We start from the raw sequence: 20862 nt of genomic DNA, 5'->3' as shown, positions 1-20862 counted from the left end.
GGTGGCTCGTCAGCCGACGACGGTGACGCTCCACTGCACCCGCGCCGGATCGACGGAGGTGACCACGGTGCGCACCAGTTGGGTCGCGCCGCGGGCGGTCGCCGTACAGTCCTGAGCGGCGCCGACGGTGGCGGGGAGGCCACCGGCGCACTGCACCGTATCGACGGGACCGCGCTGCGCCAGTACGTGTTTGGTGTGCCGCTCCAGCTGGGCGGGCGTGACCCGGCGACCGGCCTGCGGATCGCGGTCGACGACGGAGTCCCAGCGCACGTTGTCGCCGTCCACGCCGGTGACCCGGAGCTTGACGGTGAACTTCTCGCCCTCGCTGGTGAGGGTGCAGTGCTGAGCGGAACCGACCTCGGCCTTGAGGCCGCCGTCGCAGTCGAGGTGATCGCCCGGCGCGGCATCGAGCTCGGAGAGGGTGCCGGATTCGACCCGATCCTCGTCGACCTCGGTGGGGGCGAGCAGGGTCCAGGTGACCGCGAGCGCGCCGACGACGCCGACCAGCGTCACCGCCACTGCACGTCCGGCCATCGTGACGCCACCTCCGCGGGCGAACTCCGCTGTTGCGATTCATTGATTTGCAATCATTGAATCACGGAAAGCCGGGTACACCCAAGCGCTAGCCGTTGCCGGACAGTGTGAGGTAGATCAATGCCACGTTGAGGGCGACGATGAGCGCGGCCGCTGCGGCGGAGGCCCAGCGCAGCGGTGCACCATCGGCGAATTCCCCCATGATCGCGCGATCGCCGGTGTAGCGACGCAACGGAAGCAGCGCGAACGGGATACCGAAGCTCAGCACCACCTGGGAGATGATCAGGGCCTGCGTCGGCGAGACCCCGAGGGCGAGCACCCCGATCGCAGGGACCATGGTGACCATGCGTCGCACCAGCACCGGGATCCGCCGATGCAACAGTCCGGCCATGATGGTCCCGCCCGCGTAGCTACCCACGGATGTGGAGGCGAGTCCCGAGGCGAGCAGACCGACCGCGAAGAGCGCCGCGACGACAGGGCCGAGCGCATCACGGACGGCGGCGTGCGCCCCCTCGATGGAGTCGGTTCCCTCGCGGCCGTACAGGGCGCTTGCGGCCAGCACGAGCAGGGCGATGTTCACCGCACCCGCGACCACCAGAGCGATCACCACATCGACGCGCGTCACCCGCAGCAGGCGCCGGGCGCGCTGGGCGCCGGCGGGCTTACCGTGCCGGTCGATCACCAGCGCCGAGTGCAGGTAGATGGCGTGCGGCATCACGGTGGCACCGAGCATCGAGGCGGCCAACAGCACGGTCTCCGTGCCCTGCAACCGCGGCACCAGACCCCCGAGCACGGAACCGGCGTCGGGTGGGGCGACGACGAGGCCGGCCAGGAATCCGATGACGATGATCGCGAGCAGTCCGATGATCACCAGTTCGAAGCGGTATTGACGGCGACCGTCTGCGAGCACGAGCAGCGCCGTCGACATCACGCCGACGATGAGCCCACCCCACACCAGGGGCACACCGAACAACAGGTTCAGCGCCAGCGCGCCACCGATGATCTCCGCCACGTCGGTCGCGGCGGCGACGATCTCGGCCTGCCCCCAGAACGCGAGCCGGACCCGGCGGGGCAACCGCTCGCCCAGCATCTGGGGCAGCGAACGGCCGGTGACCACGCCGAGTTTCGCCGATTGGTACTGGATCATCACGGCCATGAGATTGGCCACCACGAGCACCCACACCAGCAGGTAGCCGTACTTGGCACCGGCGGTGATGTTGGCCGCCACGTTGCCGGGGTCCACATAGGCGATCGCCGCGACGAACGCAGGCCCCAGCAGCATCGCCTTGCGCGCCCGCGAGACCTTCTGCACATCGACGTCCGTCAGCACGATTGAAGGCTACCCACATACAGAGTTTCGGTCAACCGAAACTCTGCGTCGCAGCGGCACCGCCGGGTCCGGCTCTAGGCTGCAGGCATGACCACTCGCGACCACGGAGATCCCGGCGACGCCCCCTCCATCGCCCCTCCACTGACCGATGTCGCCCAGCCGCGGCGTCCCTCCGCCGCCGAGGAGGCACGGACGGTGGCGGCGGCGACGAATACCGCCACGCTCGGCAGCCTCTCCGCCGACGGCGGCCCGTGGGCCTCCCTGGTGACCTACGGCCTGCTCGGCGGCCATCCGGTGCTGTGCGTCTCGCATATGGCCGAGCACGGACGCAACCTGGCCCGCGACCCCCGCGCGAGCCTGTCCGTGGTGGCACCCGATGCCCCGTCGGACCCGCTTGCGAATGCCCGGATCACGCTGGCCGGCACCGTCCGCCGCCCCGAGCGCGACGAGCTCGCCGCGGCCCGGGAGGCGCACCTGAGGGCGGTACCCGCGGCGCAGTACTACATCGACTACAGCGATTTCACCGTGTGGCTGCTGCAGGTGGAACGGGTGCGCTGGGTGGGCGGTTACGGCCGCATGGACTCGGCCACAGCCGCGGATTACGCAGGCGCCGAACCCGATCCGGTGCTACCGCACGCGGCCGACGCCGTGCGGCACCTCAACGACGACCACGCCGGCGCACTGCTGAACATGGCCCGCCGATTCGGCGGCTACCCCGATGCCACGGCGGCGCGCTGCGAACGGGCCGACCGGTACGGCCTCGACATCCGTGTCGACACCCCGCGCGGCTGGTCCGTGACCCGGGTCGGCTACATCGAGCCGATCAGCGACCCCGCCGAGCTCCGCGGCGCCACGGTCGCCCTTGCGCGCGCCGCGGCGGCCCCGGCCTGACAGATGCGAGAGCCCCGCACCGTCGAACGGCGCGGGGCTCTGTCGCTGACGAGCGTTACTTCACGCCCAGCAGATCGATCACGAAGACGAGCGTCTTGCCCGAGAGGCGGTGGCCGCCACCGGCGGGGCCGTACGCGAGAGCGGGCGGGCAGATCAGCTGGCGGCGTCCGCCGACCTTCATGCCCGGGATGCCTTCCTGCCACCCCGCGATGAGGCTGCGCAGCGGGAAGTTGATCGACTCGCCCCGGCTCCACGAGGAATCGAACTCCTCGCCCGAGTCGTACTCGACGCCCAGGTAGTGCACGTCGACCACGCTGTCGGCCTGCGCCTCGGCGCCGTCACCGACCACGATGTCCTTGATGACGAGCTCGGTGGGCGCGGGGCCCTCGGGGAACTCGATCTCCGGCTTGCTCAATTCATCTCCCTTGATCAGGCGATGCAGGTTGTCCCGACGAATCGGAGGCATCATGCACCGGGGTAGTCACGGGCGGTGTAGCCCGTGTAGATCTGCCGAGGCCGACCGATCTTGGTCGACGGATCCTCGTGCATCTCGCGCCAGTGGGCGATCCAGCCGGGCAGGCGGCCGAGGGCGAAGAGCACCGTGAACATGCGCGTCGGGAAGCCCATCGCGCGGTAGATCAGACCGGTGTAGAAGTCCACGTTCGGGTACAGCTTGCGCTCGATGAAGTAATCGTCACTGAGGGCGACCTCTTCGAGCCCCTTGGCGATGTCGAGCAACTCGTCGGACACGCCGAGCAGCTCGAAGATGCGGTCCGCGGTCTGCTTCACGATCGCCGCACGCGGGTCGTAGTTCTTGTAGACCCGGTGACCGAAGCCCATGAGCTTCACGCCGTCCTGCTTGTTCTTGACCTTGTTCATGAAGTCCTTGGTGTCGCCACCAGCGGCCTTGATGTCGTCGAGCATCTCGAGGACGGCCTGGTTGGCGCCGCCGTGCAGCGGACCCCAGAGGGCGTTGATGCCGCCCGAGATCGACGTGAACAGGTTCGCGTTCGACGATCCCACCAGGCGCACCGTCGACGTGGAGCAGTTCTGCTCGTGGTCGGCGTGCAGGATGAGCAGCATGTCGAGGGCCTTGACGATCTCCGGGTCGACCTCGTAGGGCTCGGCCGGGAAACCGAACGTCATGCGCAGGAAGTTCTCCACCAGCGACAGCGAGTTGTCCGGGTACAGGAAGGGCTGGCCGACCGACTTCTTGTAGGCGTAGGCACAGATGGTGGGGAACTTCGCCAGCAGGCGGATGGTGGACAGTTCCACCTGGGCGGGATCGTTGTGATCCAGCGAGTCCGGGTAGTAGGCCGACAGCGCGTTGACCGCCGACGAGACGACGGGCATCGGGTGCGCGTTGCGCGGGAAGCCGTTGAAGAAGAGCTTGAGATCCTCGTGCAGCAGGGTGTGCCGCTGGATCTTCGCGGTGAACTCGGCCAACTGCTCGGGGCTCGGCAGCTCACCGTGGATCAGCAGGTAGCTCACCTCGATGAAGGTCGACTTCTCGGCGAGCTGCTCGATGGGGTACCCGCGGTAGCGCAGGATGCCCTCGTTGCCGTCGATGTAGGTGATGGCCGACTTGCACGAGGCGGTGTTCACGAAACCGCCGTCGAACGTGCTGTAACCGGTGTCTGCGAGGAGCTTGCCGAGCGCGATTCCGTCGTTGCCCTCGGTCGCCTTGACGATCGGCAGGTCGATCTGGCCACCGGGGTAGGTGACCGTAGCTTGCGCCGGCGCGGTGTTGTCATCGGTGGACAATGTTCGTATCCCCTCGCTGTAGTCGGCTGATAAAAAGGCTACCCGGGTAGAAACCTAGCGGTCGCGCGGGCAGGCGCATAAACAGGGTCGTCTCAGTGTTCCAATCGGACCCACCGCGCGGCGTTATCGGATACCCCACGAGCAGGCCCAGACACCGCCCGGGGAGATGGTCGCCACATCGGTCCCGGTGTGCAGGGCATTACCCGGCCCGGACATCGGTTCGACGGCGAGCGCCCGCTGCGCCGGGTGCCCGGTGAACCCCCGCGCCGCCTCGACCCCGGCGGTGAAGACCTGCGCCCAGGGCAACCGGTCGTCGGTCCACAGCGTGACCTCACCGTTCGGCGCGCGCAGCACATACCGGTTGTCGGTGGCGGTGAACGGTGTATCGAGCTGCACGCCGGCCAGTGGCGCGGGGCCGGTGAAGTCGTAGACGGTGCCCTCGGTCGGCCGGGTCGGCCCCGTCGGCAGCAGGCGCTCGTCCAGCGGCTGCCAGCGCCGCGCACCCAGTTCCAGCGTGCAGTCATCGATCGGGGTCGCGCCGACGCGCAGGTAGGTGTGAAACCCCACTACGAAGGGGAGGTCGACGGTGCCGGTGTTGTGCGCCTCGAACGAGCAGCTGAGGCCGTCGTCGCCGACGGCGTACCGGATGCGCAGGTGCAGGTCGTAAGGCCAGCCCGGGTGATGCCCCACGTCGACGGCGAGTGTCAGTGCGTCGGTGGCGATCTCGACGTCGTCCCAATCGATGGCGCGGACCAGGCCGTGATTGGCGGTCGCGGTGTCCTGGTGGGTGACGGTGAGCCGGTGCACCTCGCCGCCGAAGGTGTAGATGCCGTCCTCGGTGCGTCCGGGCCAGGGCGCCAGCACGACACCCGCCGACACCGGCGGTGTCGTACCCAGCGGCCACTCCTCGGTGAGCGCGACGCCGTCGCGGCGCAGACCGCGCAGCGCGGCGCCCGTCCGCGCGATATCAGCGGTGTACCCGCCGCTGGCAATGGTGAACCCGGGTTGCACCGACATGTGCGTCATAGTACGGGTGATCGGGTCGCTTCGCCGTGGTCGCAACCGCGCGCAACCCGGCGGTTACCACCGCGGGCTCAGCGGCCGGCGCGGGCGAGGGCGCCGGAGATCAGGGTGGCGAAGGCCCCGGTGAGCGCAGGCACCAGGTCGGTGCGGAAGACGGCGAGCGCCGGATCGGCACGGTAGGCAGCGGCACAGGCCTCGGACTGCCGTGCCTGGGCGTAGAGGGCGCCGGCGATCGACACCGCCATCGCGCAGAGCGCAAGCGCACCGTCGCCGAGTTCGGGAATCGCGGTGCGCAACACGGTCGCCAGGTCCGTCATCACCGTGAGAACGGCCCGCTTGAACCGCAGCACGGCTTCGGCGGAGACGTTCTGTTCGAGCACACCGGCCTGCGCGGATAGGAGGTCGAGCAGGCCGGGATGGTCGGCGGCACTGCCGGCGAAGAGTGCGGCGATGCGGTCGACCCGATCGTCCACGGGAGCCGCCGGATCGATCGCGGCTGCTGCCGCCGCGCCGAGCTCGGCCACCCAGTCGCGCGCCGACCGGACCAGCAGTTCAAGCAGGACGTCCTCACGGGACTCGAAGTAGCGCAACACATTCGACTTCGCCAGCCCTACCCGCCGACTGAGCCCGGTAAGGGTGATCTCGGCAACGGGCATCTCGGCGAGCATCGCATCGGCCGCGGCCAGGATCGACTCACGGCGCTGCAGGCGCTGCTCCTCGCTGCGAGCCCGTTGGAAACTCATGCCCGGAATTTTACAGACCGCCGGTCTATTGACACCAGAGCGTCACCCTCCTACTGTCGAAGACACAACAGACCGACGGTCTATTAACTGCCGGGGAACCGAAGGAGACATCGTGGCGAACAACTGGACCGAGCGGGACGTGCCGACACAGCAGGGTCGGGTAGCCGTCGTGACCGGCTCGAACACCGGTCTCGGCTTCGAGACCGCCCGGGTGCTCGCACAGGCCGGAGCCGAGGTCGTGCTCGCGGTCCGCGACACCGACAAGGGCGAGGCGGCGCGGCAGCGGATCACCGCTGCGGCGCCCGAGTCGGCGGTGCGGGTGCTGCGCCTGGACCTCGGATCACTGGAGTCGATCGCCGCCGCGGCCACCGAACTGCACGAGAGCACCCCTCGCGTCGACCTCCTGATCAACAACGCCGGCGTGATGTACCCGCCGAAGCAGAGCACTGCGGACGGTTTCGAGCTGCAGTTCGGCACCAACCATCTGGGGCATTTCGCCTGGACCGCACAGGTTCTCGACCTGCTCCTGGACGTGCCCAACTCACGCGTGGTGACGGTGGCAAGCATCGCGCACCGGATTCGCGCCGCGATCCACTTCGACGATCTGCAGTGGGAGCGCTCGTACGAGCGCGTCGCCGCCTACGGGCAGAGCAAGCTCGCGAACCTGCTCTTCCACTACGAGTTGCAGCGGCGCCTTCAGGCCCGCCCGCGCGCCGACCACGGAACCGTCGCCATCGCGGCGCACCCGGGAATCGCCGACACGGAACTGGTGCGCAATCTGCCCAGGGCGCTCCAGGGACTGCAGGCCGCCGCCCCCCTGTTCTCGCACGACGCCGCACACGGCGCACTCCCCCAGCTCCGCGCCGCCACCGATCCCGGCGCGCTCGGCGGCCAGTACTACGGACCCGACGGCCTCGGCGAGCGCCGGGGCGCCCCGAGGGTGGTCACGTCGTCGCAGCAGTCCTACGACCTGGATCTCCAGCACCGCCTGTGGGCGGTCTCGGAGCAGCTCACAGGCATCGCGTTCCCCGTGTGATCCCCGCAGCCACCGCCTAGTGTTGCGGCCGCACGGCGCAAGCACAGGAGGACGCATGGCGGTGAAGTGGACCGAACGGGATGTACCGGATCAACGCGGGCGGGTCGCAGTGGTGACCGGGGCGAACACCGGCCTCGGCTTCGAGACCGCCCGGGTGCTGGCACAGCACGGCGCCGAGGTGGTACTCGCCGTCCGCGACACCGCCAAGGGTGACGAGGCCGCGCGCCGGATCGCCGCGGTGGCACCGGCGGCCTCCGTCCGGGTGCAGCGCCTCGATCTCGCCTCATTGGAATCCGTGCGGTCCGCGGCCGCGGAGCTGCGCGCGACCACGCCCCGGATCGACCTCCTGATCAACAACGCGGGTGTGATCCCGCCCGCGCGGCAGTGCACCGCCGACGGTTTCGAATTGCAGTTCGGCACCATGCATCTGGGCCACTTCGCCTGGACCGCACAGGTTCTCGACCTGCTACTCGGCGTGCCGGGCTCGCGGGTGGTCACCGTCTCCAGCGATTCGCACCGCTACCGCACTGCGGTGGACTTCGACGATCTGCAATGGGAACGCTCGTATCCGAAGGTGGCCGCATATACCCAGGCGAAACTCGCGAACCTGCTGTTCCACTACGCCTTGCAGCGCCGGCTCGCGGCGCGCGCGGGCGGCACCGTGGCGCTGGCGGCGCATCCGGGCGTCGCCGACACCGATGCCGGGCGGCACATGCACCCGCTGCTTCAGCGACTCATCAAGGCCGCGAGACCGCTGTACCAGGATGCGGCGAGCGGGGCGCTGCCGCAGCTGCGGGCGGCGACCGACCCGGCGGCGCTCGGGGGTCAGTTCTACGGTCCCGACGGCCGGGGTGAACGGCGCGGCCATCCGCGGGTCACCGTGTCGTCGGAGTACTCGTACGACCTCGCCGCGCAGCATCAACTCTGGGCGGTCTCCGAGGAGCTGACCGGTATCACCTTCCCGGTCTGAAGCCAGCCGGCGAGGGCCCGCACCGAGCGAGCGCATCCGGTCAGCGGGTGACGCGGTAGCGAACGAAGGCGGGCACGGCCAGGGCCGCGATCACGGTGAACACGATCACCAGCACACCGCCGCCGGCCGCGGCCATGGCGGCGCCCGCGGTCGCCGCGGCGGCACCGTGCAGCGCATCGCCGATGCGGGGACCGCCCGCGACCACCACGATGAACACACCCTGCAACCGGCCGCGCATATCGTCGGTCGCGGCTTCCTGCAGCATGGTGGTGCGGAAGGCCGCGGAGAACATGTCGGCGGCGCCGCCGAGGGCGAGCAGCACCAGCGCCGCCCACAGCCAGCTCACGTGCGCTGCCACACCGAATCCCGCGATGGCCAGGCCCCACAACACCACCATCACCACCACGGCGAGACCCTGCCGTTGCACCCGGGAGGTCCAGCCGGAGAGCACACCACCGAGCACAGCGCCCACCGACATCGCCGCGAACAACGCACCGAACACGAAGCCGCCCTCGATGGGATCGCCGAAGTTCTCGTGCGCGATCTGCGGGAACAACGCGCGGGGCATACCGAACACCATGGCGATGATGTCGACCACGAAGCTCATCAGCAGCACCTTGTGCCCGGCGAGGTACCGGAACCCGTCGATCACCGAACTGAGACCGAGAGTCTGGCCCTTGTCCTCGGGTTTGATCGACGGCAGCTTCCACACCGCCCACAGCGTGAGCATGAGCGAGGCGGCGTCGAGGGTGTACAGCCAGTGCACGCCGATCACCGGGATCAGCGGTGCACCCAGCATCGGTCCGGCGATGGCACCGAACTGCATCACGGTCATGTTGAGCGAATTCGCTGCGGGCAGTTGCTCGGGCGGCACGAGGCGCGCGTAGATGGCGGAGCGGGTGGGCTGATTGACACCGAAGAAGGCCTGTTGCATCGCGAAGGCGCACAGGATGAGCCACACGTTGTCGGGCAGCAGCGCCAGCATCAGGGCGGTGCCGGCGAGGCCGAGGGTGGTGCCGATGATCACCAGCCGCCGGTCCAGCGCATCGGCGATCGCGCCACCCCAGAGGCCGAAGACCACCAGCGGGACCAGGCCGAACACACCGGTGAGGCCCACGTACGCCGACGATCCCGTGATCGCATAGATCTGCGCGGGCACCGCGACCGCCGTGAGTTGCGCGCCGATGACAGTGATCACGCCCGTCCACCACAACCGCCGGTAGTCGGGGTTCTGGAGCGGCCGGGTGTCGGCCAGGAGTCTCGGCACCGGATGATCCTACGACAACCTCACCATCGAACCTTTCCCCCGACTTAACAGCGTTAGCTACAGACGTTTCCGCAGGAAGCCGCACGGGCTAACGCTGTTAAGTCGGAGAGGGGGCGACGGTGCGGGGTCAGGGTTGCAGGCGGACGGGGGTGAGATCGGGAGCCACCAGCCGCACCCGGTTGTGCACGCGATTCTCGCGGCCCTGCCAGAACTCGACGACCTGCGCGGTGATGCGGTAACCGCCCCAATCCGGCGGCACCGGCACATCCTGGCCCTCGAAGCGGGCCTCCACCTCGGCGAACCGCTTGGCCATCTCGGCCCGGTCGGCGACGGGGCGGGACTGGTCGGAGCTCCAGGCGCCGAGCTGCGAGCCGCGCGGGCGCTGGGCCCAGTACTGCGCCGTCTCCTCCGCGGTCACCCGCGTCACCCGGCCGCGAACGTGCACCTGCCGGTGGATCGCGATCCACGGGAAGGTCACCGAGGCAACCGGGTTCACCGCGATGGCGATGGCCTTATCGGATCCGTAGTTGGTGTAGAAGACCACGCCCCGCTCGTCGAGGCCCTTGCACAGCACGGTGCGGGTGGCGGGCAGCCCGGTCTCGTCGACGGTGGCCAGAACCATCGCGTTCGGCTCGGGCGCCCCGGCGGCCACCGCCTCGTCGAACCAGGAGCGGAACACCGGCACCCAGCCGCCCGCGAGGTCCTCGGGGCGGAGATCGGATTCGTCGCCGTCGTACTTCTCACGCATCGCACTCAGGTCCACGTGGCCAACCTACTCACTAGAGTCGACCCCATGGCGACTGACATTCCCGGCGGTCTCGACGGCGTGGTGGCGTTCTCCACGGAGATCGCCGAACCCGACCGGGCGGGCGGCGTGCTGCGCTACCGCGGCGTCGACGTCTCCGACCTGGTGCGCAATCACGTCACCTATTCGGAGGTGTGGGGCCTGCTGGTCGACGGAGAATGGGGCAATCCACTCCCCGCGGCCGAACCGTTCCCGCTCCCGATCCACAGCGGCGACGTTCGCGTGGACGCGCAAGCGGGGCTCGCCATGCTGGGCCCGCTGTGGGGCTTCGAACCGCTGCTCGACATCGACGATGCGACGGCCCGCGAGAACCTGGCCCGCGCGTCGGTGATGACGCTGAGTTTCGTCGCGCAGTCGGCCCGCGGCCTGGAGCGACCGGCGGTGCCGCAGCACATCATCGACCAATCCCCCACCGTGACGCACCGGTTCATGACCCGGTGGCACGGCGAACCGGACCCCGACCACGTGCGGGCGATCGACGCCTACTTCGTCACGGCGGCCGAGCACGGTCTCAACACCTCGACGCTGACGGCGCGGGTGATCGCGTCGACGGGGGCCGACGTCTCGACGGCGCTCTCCGGTGCGGTGGGCGCACTGTCGGGACCGCTGCACGGCGGCGCCCCCTCGCGCGTGCTCCCGATGCTCGATGAGGTGGAGCGGACCGACGATCCGCGCGCCGTGGTCACCACGCGGCTCGACCGCGGCGAGAAGATCATGGGCTTCGGGCACCGGATCTACCGTGCGGAGGACCCGCGGGCCGCGGTGCTGCGCGAGGTGGCCCGCGACCTGAACGCGCCCCGCTACGCGGCGGCCGCGGCGCTGGAGCGGGAGGCGAATCAGGTGTTCGCCGAGCGCCGCCCCGACCGCGCCATCTCGACCAATGTGGAGTTCTGGGCCGCGGTGATCCTGGACTACGCGAAGGTCCCGGTCCGGATGATGCCGGCCATGTTCACCTGCGCGCGGACCGCCGGCTGGTGCGCCCACATCCTGGAGCAGAAGCGGTCCGACAAGCTGATCCGGCCGTCCGCCCAGTACACCGGCCCGGGAGCCCGGCGGCCGGATGAGGTGCCCGGGTGGGACACCATTAGGCTTTAGGCCATGACGATCGAGATCCCCGCCGCGCTCAAGCCCGCCGACGGTCGCTTCGGCTGCGGCCCGTCCAAGGTCCGCCCGGAGCAGTTGCAATCGCTCGTCGATACCGGCGCCTCGGTGTTCGGCACCAGCCACCGTCAGGCCCCGGTGAAGAACGTCGTGGGCCGCGTGCGCGCGGGCCTCAAGGACCTCTTCTCGCTCCCCGAGGGCTACGAAGTGGTACTCGGCAACGGCGGCACCACCGCCTTCTGGGATGCCGCCGCCTTCGGCCTGATCCGCGAGCGCAGCCAGCACTTCACCTACGGCGAGTTCAGCAACAAGTTCGCGAGCGTCGCCAAGGGCAACCCGTTCATCGGTGACCCGGTCGTGGTCTCGAGCGATCCGGGCTCGGCGCCCGAGCTGGTCGCCGATGGTTCGGTCGATCTCATCGGGTGGGCGCACAACGAGACCTCGACCGGCGTCGCGGTGCCGATCAGCCGCCTGCAGGGCAGCGAGAACGCGCTGATCGCGATCGACGCCACGTCGGGTGCCGGCGGCCTGCCGGTGAACATCGCCGACACCGATGTCTACTACTTCGCGCCGCAGAAGTGCTTCGCCGCCGACGGCGGGCTGTGGGTCGCGCTGATGAGCCCGGCCGCCCTGGCGCGGGTCGAGGAGATCAAGGCCTCGGGCCGCTACACCCCCGAGTTCCTCTCGCTGCCCATCGCGGTGGACAACTCCAGCAAGAATCAGACGTACAACACCCCCGCGCTGGCCACGCTGCTGCTGTTCGCGAACCAGATCGAGTGCATCAACGGGAACGGCGGCCTCGACTGGGCTGTGGGTCGCACCAAGGATTCGAGCGACCGCCTGTACCAGTGGGCGCAGGCCAGCGAGTTCGCGACGCCTTTCGTCACGGACCCCGCGTTGCGCAGCCAGGTGGTCGGCACCATCGACTTCGATGAGAAGATCGACGCGGCCGCCGTGGCCACGACGCTCCGCGCGAACGGCATCGTCGACACCGAGCCGTACCGCAAGCTGGGCCGCAACCAGCTGCGCATCGGCATGTTCCCGGCGATCGATCCCGAGGACGTGACCGCCCTCACCAGGTGCATCGATTTCGTGGTCGAGCGCGTGTCTGCCGACGCGTAGCCCATCGAACAACTACCCTTGCACCATGCAGGAACTGCGGGTTGTGGCACTGGACGACGATGGCACGTCGCTGGTCTGCGAGGGCCCCGCGGGCCGTTTCCACCTGCCGATCGACGACACCTTGCGCGCCGCCGTGGCCGGTGAACTGACCCGCGGTGCGCAGACCGAGCTCGAGCTGGGGGCAGATCTGTCGCCGCGCGACATCCAGGCACGTATCCGCGCAGGTGCCTCCGTGGAGGAGGTCGCGGCGCTGGCGGGCGCGCCCGTCCACCGGATCAAGCGATTCGCCAACCCCGTTCTCCTGGAGCGGGCGCGCGCCGCCGAACTGGCGCAACTCGCGCACCCGGTGCGAGGCGATGGCCCGATGCACACGGCGCTGGCCGATGTGGTGCGCGGGGCGCTGGTCGAGCGCGGCCACACCGATACCACCGAGTGGGACGCCTGGAAGGGCCCCGAGAACCGCTGGGTGGTCCGGATCGCGTGGACCGTGGGCAAGTCCCGTAACGAGGCGCACTACAAGTTCGCCCCCGGAGCTCACGGCGGCACCGCGACGCCGATCGACGAGACGGCGCGTGAACTGCTCGATCCCGATGCCCGGCGTGCTCTCCGCAGCATCGAGCGCAGCACGCCCGTGGACGATCTCGATGTCGACGAGCCACTGCGGGCCGTCGGTGGCGACGCTCCCCGCCGGGCACCGGAGGCCCCGCGCCGCGCACCTGAGGCCCCCCGACAGGCGCCCGAGGCGCCGCGTGATCACGACCGCCGCCATCCGGAGATGCCGTCGTGGGAGGACGTTCTGCTCGGCGTCCGCGGCGGCAAGAACGGCTGACCGGCCGACCGCCGCACTGCACTTCTCGACAGGAGGGGACGATCCGTGGGCGCGAGAGCCGCGACGATCTGGTTCATCGATGTTGCCGAGCCGAAGGGCATTCTGGCCATCGCCGGCCGGCCCGATGAGGCCGCATCCCGGGCGATAGCCGAACGCGTCCTCGGCGGCCCCGTGGCGGGACGCCCGGAATCGCTGGCGCGCGCGGCGGATCCGCTGCCCGGGCATGTGTACGTGGGCGCGTACGGCGGCCTCACGGTGGTGGCACACGAGGGCCTGCGGGTGACGAAACCGAGCGAGCTGGCGGCGTCGTGGTGGGAGTTGGTGCCGGCGGGCCGCAGCTTCCTGCTCATCGCCGATCCGGACCGCGCGATCGGCGGTTTCGGCATCCACACCGGTGCCGATGTGCGCCGGTCGTTCGCCGCGCATCCACTCGACATCCTCGAAGACGAGGGCCTGCCGGAGCTGTTCGAGGGTTCGTTCTGGGCGGGCGAGCACCCGCTCACCTACGCTGCGGGAGTGCAGCCCGATCCGCGGGCGCTGCCCTTCCATCCGATGGAGTTCGCGGAGCAGGCCAACCGGGAGCTCTTGGGCTTCCGGTTCACCCACCCCCTGGAGCCGACGGATCTCGATCCCGCCCGGATCCAGGTGATCGATTTCGTACCCGCCTCGGCGGTCGCGGAGGCACCGGTGCAGCAGGCCGCTCCCGCGCCGGGGCCCGACGGTGCGCCGCATACCCCGCAGCCAGAGAACGAGCAGTCGCAGGACGACGAGCGCGGCCGCGTGCGTTCCTTCTTCGGCTTCTGATTCGCGATCGCGACACCGTCGCTCAGCGCAGAGCCGCGGACATCATGTCCACGCGCACCTGCTCAGACGCTGTTCCGCGACCCACGCAGCGCATACATCCCGCACAGGGCGCAGGTGAGAGCGGAGACCACCCCGCCGACGAGGAGGGGCGCGGTCGGCGTCGTCGCGTCGGCGATGGCGCCGAGGAGCGGCGCACCCAGCGGTGTGCCGCCGAGGAAGGCCAGCATGTAGATGCCCATGACCCGGCCGCGGAACTCGGGATCCACGGAGAGTTGCATGATGCTCATCGCCGAGGTGGTGAAGGCCATCTGCAGGAATCCCACCGCGATCAGTAGCGCGGCGGCCAGCCAGAACCACGGAGCCAGGCCGGTGCACACCTGGACCACACCGAACGCCGTTCCGCCCACCAGGCACGTGCGCAACGCTGCTCGTCCGGTGCGTTTCGCGGCGACGAGTGCTCCGGAGAGCGTGCCGATCGCGAGCATGGTGGACAGGAGGCCGTAGGCATCGGCGCCGAGACCGAAGCCCTGCCTGGCCAGGATCGACAGGGCCAGTGGGAAGTTGATGCCGAAGGTCGAGACGAAGAACACCGCGACGATCACCAGCAGCAGTTCGGGCCTGTGTCGGACATACCGGAAGCCCTCGCGCACCTGGCCCTTCGCGCGCTCCACCGGTGGCGACGGGTGCAGCTGTGCCACTCGCATCGCGAGCAGCGCAGCCACGATCGCGCCGGTGAACACGGCGTTGACCGCGAACACCGCGCCGGTGCCCACGCCGGCGATGAGCAGGCCCGCGATCGCCGGCCCCACGATTCGGGCGGCGTTGAACACCATCGAATTGAGCCCGATGGCATTGGGCAACAACTCCGGCCCCACCATCTCGATGGTGAACGCCTGCCGGAAGGGACCCGCGATCGCCGCGGTACATCCGAAGACGAAGGCGATCACGAAGACGTGCCACAGCGCGACGATGCCGGAGAGCGTGAGCACCGCGAGGGCCGCGGCGCAGAGTGCGGCCGCCGACTGTGTGAGCATCAGGACCCGCCGCTTGTCGTAGCGGTCCGCGAGCAATCCCGCCCACGCCGATAGCAGCAGGGTGGGGCCGAACTGCAGGGCCATCACCACACCGAGCACCCAGGCGCGGCCGTGCGCGAGATCGAGCACCAGCCAGTCCTCGGCGACGCGTTGCATCCAGGTGCCGACGAGGCTGACCGACTGTCCGCCGGCCCAGAGCCGATAGTTCCGCGTCCGCAGGGACACGAAAACACTCGGCATACTTGAAGATAGTAGTCCTAAGTTTCCGCCGGCCGCGTCAGCGCTCGGCCGCAACCGCCTCGGGGCTCGGCGCCCGGGAACCGCGGCCGAGAACCGGGGTGAGTACCAACACCAGCACCGCGCCGAGGGTCGCACCGATCGGCCAGCTCAGGGCCGTCACGTACTGCGAGTCGGGTACCAGGGCGATCACCACCGCCACGACGCCGGAGATCGCGAGAGCGGCGACGGCCGCGGGATTGACGCCGCGCACGAAGTAGTACGTGCCGTCGGGCCGGGTCGAGTACAGGTCCGCGATGCGGGTGCCCTGCCTGCGGATGAGGTAGTAGTCGACGACCAGGATGCCGAAGACCGGTCCCATCAGCGCACCGACCCCGCCGAGGAAGTACACCACTGCAGCCTCGCTCCCCCAGACCTTCCAGGGCAGCACCACGATCGAGAGGACCGCGGTGATGATGCCTCCCATGCGGAAGGAGATGTACTTGGGCGCGACGTTGCTGATGTCGTAGGAGGGCGAGACGAAGTTGAGCACCACGTTGATACCGACCGTCGCGATCGCGAAGAGCAGCGCGGCGATCACCACGATCACGTCGGAGTCGATCTCCGACACCAGCGACACCGGGTCCTTCGAGCTGTCACCGAAGACCTTCAGCGAGCAGAGCGAGATCACCAGGGAGATCAACACGAAGGCGGTCTCGTTGAGCGGAATGCCGAGGGCGTTGCCCCGCTTGATGGCCCGCGTGGACGGGGACAACCGGGCGAAGTCGGCGTAGTTCACCAGCGGCCCCGCCATGAACGCCACCATCAGGAAGGCGACGGCGACGAAGGCCGCCACGGTGCTCGGCCCGGACAGCGGCGAGCCGGCCCGCGCGTTCCAGTCGATGCTCCAATCGGCCTTATCGAGCATCCACAGGGCCAGCGCGAACATCCCGATCCAGACCACCGGCCCGGCGAAGTCCGAGACCCGGCGGACGATGTCCATTCCGTAGGACAGGATCATCAGCTGCACCACCCACAGGCTCATGAAGACGGCCCATCCGAGGGGACTCTGTCCGAGGAAGCCGCCGTGCGTCCACGCCTCGGTGGAGGGCCAGATCCGGACGATCAGCGCGATCACCGCGAGCGCCGCCAGGTAGGTCTGGATGCCGTACCAGAACACGGCGACCAGTCCGCGCAGCAGCGCGGGAATGTTGGCACCGAAGATCCCGAAGGTGGCCCGGGCGAATACCGGGAACGGCACCCCCACCTTCTGCCCGGCCACCCCGATCAGGTTCGATCCGCCCCAGAGCATCAGCACACCCACGAACAGGGCGAGCACCGTCTGCCAGCCGGTCAGGCCCAGTGCCAGCATGCCGACGGCGAAGCCGTAGCTGCCGAGGCTGTGCGCCGATGTCATCCACAGGCAGAACAGGTCCCACGATTTCCAGGTGGCGTTCTCCTTGGTCGTGGGGGCCAGGTCGGCATTGATCAGCGTCGAATCAGTCTGTGCGGTTACCGGTTCGGACATGTGGGGCCCCTGTCGTCTCGTTCAGTCGTTCTGTGGGAAACCGAGGTTGATGCCGCCGTGGCTGGGATCGAGCCACCTCGAGGTCACGGCCTTCTCGCGAGTGAAGAAGGCGTACCCGGCGGCGCCGTACGCCTTCGCATCGCCGAACATGGAGGCCTTCCAACCGCCGAAGCTGTAGTAGGCGACGGGAACCGGGATCGGCACGTTGATCCCGATCATGCCCACCTGGACTTGCCGCTGGAAGCGCCGTGCGGCGCCTCCGTCGTTGGTGAAGATCGCGGTGCCGTTACCGTAGGGCGAGGCGTTGATGATGTCGATCGCCTCGGCGTATCCCGGCACCCGGATCACCGACAGCACGGGCCCGAAGATCTCGTCCCGGTAGGCTGCGGAATCGAGCGGGACCCGATCGAGCAGGGTGGGACCGAGCCAGAATCCATCAGCGGCACCGTCGAATTCGCCGGTGCGTCCGTCGACGACGACGGTAGCACCGTCCGCCGCCGCGATATCGATGTACCCCGACACCCGGTCCCGGTGCGCGGCCGTGATCAGTGGCCCCATATCGCAGCCGCGCCGGCCGTCGCCGGTGCGCAAAGCGGCCATCCGGGTGCGGATACGTTCGACCAGTTCATCGGCCACCGAATCGACCACCAGCAGTGCGGACACCGCCATGCAACGCTCGCCCGCGCTGCCGAATCCGGCGTTCACCGCGGCGTCGGCGGCGAGGTCGAGGTCGGCGTCCGGGAGCACCAGCATGTGGTTCTTCGCGCCGCCGAGGGCCTGCACGCGCTTACCGGCGGCGGTCGCCTGCTGGTAGACGTACTGCGCGATCGGCGTGGAGCCGACGAAGGAGATCGCCGCGATCCCGGGGTGCACGAGCAGTGCGTCGACGGCCTCCTTGTCTCCGTGGACCACGTTCATCACACCGGGGGGCAGGCCCGCCTCGTCCAGGAGTGCCGCCAGCCAGTTCGAGGCCGACGGATCCTTCTCACTGGGCTTGAGCACCACCGCATTCCCGGCTGCGATGGCGAGCGGGAAGAACCACAACGGAACCATGGCCGGGAAGTTGAACGGGCTGATGATGCCGACCACGCCCACGGGTTCGCGCACCGAGTACACGTCGACGCCGGTGGAGGCGTTCTGCGTGAACTCGCCCTTGTTCAGGTGCGGCATGGTGAGGGCGAAATCGACCACCTCGATGCCACGGGCGATCTCGCCCGCGGCGTCGGCGAGCACCTTCCCGTGCTCGGCGGTGAGGATCTGAGCGAGTTCGTCGCGCCGGGTGGTGAGCAGTTCGCGGAACCGGAACAGCACGTCCATCCGGCGGGCGACCGACGCCTCACCCCAATCGGCCTGGGCCGCCTGCGCCTGCGCCACCACGGCATCGACATCGGCGGCCGAGGCGAGGCGAACCTCGGTGCTGACCGTGCCCAGTGCCGGGTCGTAGACCGGCGAGGTGCGGGTGGAGGTACCGGCCCACGGGCGTCCGGCGACGAGGTGATCGAGTGTGCTGACGGTCATCGTTGTTCTCCCTGAGTCAGGACGGAGCGGTAGATCGCGATCGCCTCGGCGACCTCGTCATCGGTAACGGTGCACGGTGGCACCACGTGGATCCGGTTGTCCGCCACCATCGGAAGCAACCCAGCTGCGATCAGGTCGGCTTTGATCCGGGCCATCCGGTCGGCGGACAGCGGTACCCGGGTAGCACGATCTTCGACCAACTCCAGCGCCCAGAAGACGCCTTCTCCGCGCACCTCACCGATCAGCGAGGAGTCGGCGGCCAGCGCGCGCAGGGCGGGCCCGAGCACATCGCGCCCGATTCGTGCGGCGTTGTCGACCACGCCTTCCTCGGCCATGGTGTCGAGTGCTGCCACGATGGACGCGCAGGCCAGGGGATGACCGCTGTAGGTGAGTCCGCCCGGGAAGACGCGGTCGTCGAAAGTCTTCGCGATCGTTTCCCCGATGACGACGCCACCCACGGGCACGTAGCCGGAGTTGACGCCCTTGGCGAAGGTGATCAGATCGGGCCGCACGCCGTGACGGGTGTGCGCGAACCACGCACCGGTCCGGCCGAAGCCGGCCATGACCTCGTCGAGGATGAGCACGATCGAGTGCCGATCGGCGATCTCGCGAACGCCGGCCAGGTAGCCGGGTGGCGGAACGAGCACACCGGCGGTGCCGGGGACGGACTCCAGCAGGATCGCGGCCACGCTGTCCGGGCCCTCGACGGCGACGGTGCGTTCCAGGTGTGCCAGTGCCCGATCGCATTCCTGCTCCGGGGCCTGCGCCCAGAACTCGGAGCGGTACAGGTAGGGACCGTGGAAGTGCGCGTGGCCGGTGGCGTATTCGTTCGGCAGTCGCCGCCAGTCCCCGGTGGCGACCACTGCGGCGCCCGTGTTGCCGTGATACGAGCGATAGGCGCTGAGCACTTTGCTGCGACCGGTATGCAAGCGCGCCATGCGGATCGCGTTCTCGATCGCGTCGGCGCCGCCGTTGGTGAAGAACACCTTCGTCAGGCCCTCGGGAGCGAGATCGACGATCCGGCGCGCCGCCTCGCCGCGCGCCAGATTCGCCGTCGACGGTCCGACCGTACACAGCTGAGCCGCCTGATCGGCTATCGCGCGCACCATCTTCGGATGTTGATGTCCGAGATTGACGTCGACCAGTTGGCTGGAGAAGTCGAGATAGCTGCGGCCTGCGTGATCCCACACCCGGCTCCCCTGCCCACCCGCGATCACCATCGGCGTCAGTGCCGCCTGCGCGGACCAGGAGTGGAAGACGAAGTCGCGATCGAGTTGGTACGCGCGGCGATCGAGATCCGCGGTGTCCACGGCGGCCATATCAGGCGTCCCGCTTCGCGGTGATCGTGCGATTGACGGTCGGAATGATGTTCTCGCCGTACTGACGCATCGTCTCCTCCTTGTCGTCGTGCTGCAGATAGCCGGCGAACTGGTGCACACCCAGCTTGCCCAGCGCCTCGATCTTGGTCAGGTGGTCGGCCACGGATCCGAGGAGGCAGAACCGGTCGATCACCTCGTCGGAGACGAAGTCGGCGTGCGTGTTCCCGGCCTGGCCATGCTGGTTGTAGTCGTAACCACTGCGCTGGGCTATGTAGTCGGTGAGCGCTGCGGGCACCGCACCGGTGGTGCCGTACCGCGCCACGATGTCGGCGACGTGATTGCCGACCATGCCGCCGAACCACCGGCATTGGTCGCGCTGGTGGGCCAGGTCATCGCCGACGTACATGGGCGCGGCCACACAGATCTTCACCGCATCGGGATCGCGGCCGGCATCGGAGGCCGCCGATTTGACGGTGTCGATCATCCACGCGGCGATGTCCAGGTCCGCCAGTTGCAGGATGAAGCCGTCGGCTACCTCGCCGGTGAGCGCGAGTGCCTTCGGGCCGTACGCCGCCACCCACATCTACAGTTCGGAGCCGGTGCTCCAGGGGAATTGGAGCGTGGACCCGCGGTACTGCACCGGCCGGGAGTTGGCGAGTTCGCGGATCACGTGGATGGACTCGCGGAGGGTAGCGAGAGTGGTCGGTTTCCCATTCGTCACCCGCACGGCGGAATCGCCACGGCCGATACCGCAGACGGTCCGGTTGCCGTACATCTCGTTGAGCGTCGCGTACAGCGACGCCGTCACCGTCCAGTCGCGAGTCGCCGGATTGGTGACCATCGGGCCCACCGTCACCCGCCGGGTCTCGGCCAGCATCTGCGCGTACAGCACGTAGGGCTCCTGCCAGAGCAGGTGCGAGTCGAACGTCCAGACGTGATTGAAACCGTGCGATTCCGCCAGTTTGGTCAGCGCGATCGTGCGGGCGGCGGGGGGATGGCACTGGAGGACGACACCGAAATCCATGGTC

At 69.0% G+C, this 20862-nt stretch carries 19 protein-coding genes and 1 pseudogene; 7 read left to right on the top strand and 13 right to left on the bottom strand.

Going from position 1 to position 20862, the window contains the following annotated elements; genetic code table 11:
• Positions 1 to 9: 9 nt before the first annotated feature.
• Entirely contained in the window at positions 10 to 534 is a 525-nt protein-coding gene (locus TPAU_RS04250) for a DUF4333 domain-containing protein (RefSeq protein ID WP_013125535.1), read from the bottom strand.
• Between the two features lie 88 nt (positions 535 to 622).
• Positions 623 to 1864: an Nramp family divalent metal transporter gene (locus TPAU_RS04245; RefSeq protein WP_013125534.1), complete on the bottom strand. Its 1242-nt coding sequence runs from the start codon at positions 1862 to 1864 to the stop codon at positions 623 to 625.
• Between the two features lie 87 nt (positions 1865 to 1951).
• Here TPAU_RS04245 and TPAU_RS04240 point away from each other — a divergent pair, with 87 nt between their 5' ends.
• Positions 1952 to 2755 carry a HugZ family pyridoxamine 5'-phosphate oxidase gene (locus TPAU_RS04240; RefSeq protein WP_013125533.1) on the top strand — a complete coding sequence of 268 codons (804 nt, stop codon included), beginning with the start codon at positions 1952 to 1954 and terminating at the stop codon, positions 2753 to 2755.
• A 55-nt stretch (positions 2756 to 2810) separates the two neighbouring features.
• Here the strand turns inward: TPAU_RS04240 and TPAU_RS04235 are convergent, their stop codons facing one another.
• From TPAU_RS04235 to TPAU_RS04220, 4 genes are all read right to left on the bottom strand, one after another.
• Positions 2811 to 3170, bottom strand: coding sequence for an FKBP-type peptidyl-prolyl cis-trans isomerase (locus tag TPAU_RS04235; protein WP_041944691.1), 360 nt, complete (start codon positions 3168 to 3170; stop codon positions 2811 to 2813).
• A gap of 50 nt (positions 3171 to 3220) precedes the next feature.
• Entirely contained in the window at positions 3221 to 4519 is a 1299-nt protein-coding gene (locus tag TPAU_RS04230; protein ID WP_013125531.1) for a citrate synthase, read from the bottom strand.
• 123 nt (positions 4520 to 4642) lie between these two features.
• Positions 4643 to 5536: an aldose 1-epimerase family protein gene (locus TPAU_RS04225; RefSeq protein WP_245537841.1), complete on the bottom strand. Its 894-nt coding sequence runs from the start codon at positions 5534 to 5536 to the stop codon at positions 4643 to 4645.
• A gap of 77 nt (positions 5537 to 5613) precedes the next feature.
• Positions 5614 to 6285 carry a TetR/AcrR family transcriptional regulator gene (locus TPAU_RS04220; RefSeq protein WP_013125529.1) on the bottom strand — a complete coding sequence of 224 codons (672 nt, stop codon included), beginning with the start codon at positions 6283 to 6285 and terminating at the stop codon, positions 5614 to 5616.
• Positions 6286 to 6397: 112 nt separating this feature from the next.
• Between TPAU_RS04220 and TPAU_RS04215 the strand changes: the two genes are divergently transcribed.
• Complete coding sequence (locus TPAU_RS04215) at positions 6398 to 7321, top strand: SDR family NAD(P)-dependent oxidoreductase (RefSeq protein WP_013125528.1); 924 nt, start codon at positions 6398 to 6400, stop codon at positions 7319 to 7321.
• Positions 7322 to 7376: 55 nt separating this feature from the next.
• Positions 7377 to 8291, top strand: a complete 915-nt coding sequence (locus TPAU_RS04210; protein WP_013125527.1) for an SDR family NAD(P)-dependent oxidoreductase — start codon at positions 7377 to 7379, stop codon at positions 8289 to 8291.
• A gap of 40 nt (positions 8292 to 8331) precedes the next feature.
• Here the strand turns inward: TPAU_RS04210 and TPAU_RS04205 are convergent, their stop codons facing one another.
• Both TPAU_RS04205 and pdxH read right to left on the bottom strand, forming a co-directional pair.
• Entirely contained in the window at positions 8332 to 9558 is a 1227-nt protein-coding gene (locus TPAU_RS04205) for an MFS transporter (RefSeq protein WP_013125526.1), read from the bottom strand.
• A gap of 127 nt (positions 9559 to 9685) precedes the next feature.
• Positions 9686 to 10306 carry a pyridoxamine 5'-phosphate oxidase gene (gene pdxH, locus TPAU_RS04200; protein WP_013125525.1) on the bottom strand — a complete coding sequence of 207 codons (621 nt, stop codon included), beginning with the start codon at positions 10304 to 10306 and terminating at the stop codon, positions 9686 to 9688.
• A gap of 45 nt (positions 10307 to 10351) precedes the next feature.
• Between pdxH and TPAU_RS04195 the strand changes: the two genes are divergently transcribed.
• From TPAU_RS04195 to TPAU_RS04180, 4 genes are read left to right on the top strand one after another with little or no spacing between them, the layout of a single operon-like run.
• The gene (locus TPAU_RS04195) at positions 10352 to 11458 is read left to right on the top strand and encodes a citrate synthase 2 (RefSeq protein ID WP_013125524.1); all 1107 of its coding nucleotides are present in this window, start codon (positions 10352 to 10354) and stop codon (positions 11456 to 11458) included.
• A gap of 3 nt (positions 11459 to 11461) precedes the next feature.
• Positions 11462 to 12586, top strand: coding sequence for a phosphoserine transaminase (serC, locus tag TPAU_RS04190; RefSeq protein ID WP_013125523.1), 1125 nt, complete (start codon positions 11462 to 11464; stop codon positions 12584 to 12586).
• Positions 12587 to 12611: 25 nt separating this feature from the next.
• On the top strand, positions 12612 to 13415 hold the full coding sequence (sepH, locus tag TPAU_RS04185) for a septation protein SepH (protein ID WP_013125522.1): 804 nt from the start codon (positions 12612 to 12614) through the stop codon (positions 13413 to 13415).
• A gap of 45 nt (positions 13416 to 13460) precedes the next feature.
• Positions 13461 to 14219 carry a DUF6928 family protein gene (locus TPAU_RS04180; RefSeq protein ID WP_013125521.1) on the top strand — a complete coding sequence of 253 codons (759 nt, stop codon included), beginning with the start codon at positions 13461 to 13463 and terminating at the stop codon, positions 14217 to 14219.
• A 62-nt stretch (positions 14220 to 14281) separates the two neighbouring features.
• Here TPAU_RS04180 and TPAU_RS04175 read toward each other — a convergent pair whose 3' ends face one another.
• From TPAU_RS04175 to TPAU_RS04155, 5 genes and pseudogenes are all read right to left on the bottom strand, one after another.
• Positions 14282 to 15493, bottom strand: a complete 1212-nt coding sequence (locus TPAU_RS04175) for an MFS transporter (protein WP_013125520.1) — start codon at positions 15491 to 15493, stop codon at positions 14282 to 14284.
• Between the two features lie 37 nt (positions 15494 to 15530).
• A complete protein-coding gene (locus TPAU_RS04170; protein ID WP_013125519.1) occupies positions 15531 to 16997 on the bottom strand; it encodes an NCS1 family nucleobase:cation symporter-1 in 1467 nt (488 codons plus the stop codon).
• A gap of 21 nt (positions 16998 to 17018) precedes the next feature.
• Positions 17019 to 18515: a CoA-acylating methylmalonate-semialdehyde dehydrogenase gene (locus TPAU_RS04165; protein WP_013125518.1), complete on the bottom strand. Its 1497-nt coding sequence runs from the start codon at positions 18513 to 18515 to the stop codon at positions 17019 to 17021.
• Entirely contained in the window at positions 18512 to 19834 is a 1323-nt protein-coding gene (locus TPAU_RS04160; RefSeq protein WP_013125517.1) for an aspartate aminotransferase family protein, read from the bottom strand. Before TPAU_RS04160 ends, TPAU_RS04165 begins: the two co-directional genes overlap by 4 nt.
• Before the next feature lies 1 nt (position 19835).
• Positions 19836 to 20858: pseudogene (locus TPAU_RS04155) on the bottom strand (TIGR03842 family LLM class F420-dependent oxidoreductase).
• Between the last annotated feature and the right edge of the window lie 4 nt (positions 20859 to 20862).

Origin of the sequence: Tsukamurella paurometabola DSM 20162, assembly GCF_000092225.1 — a bacterium.
Lineage (GTDB): Bacteria > Actinomycetota > Actinomycetes > Mycobacteriales > Mycobacteriaceae > Tsukamurella > Tsukamurella paurometabola.
This window is presented reverse-complemented; position numbering and strand designations above follow the sequence as displayed.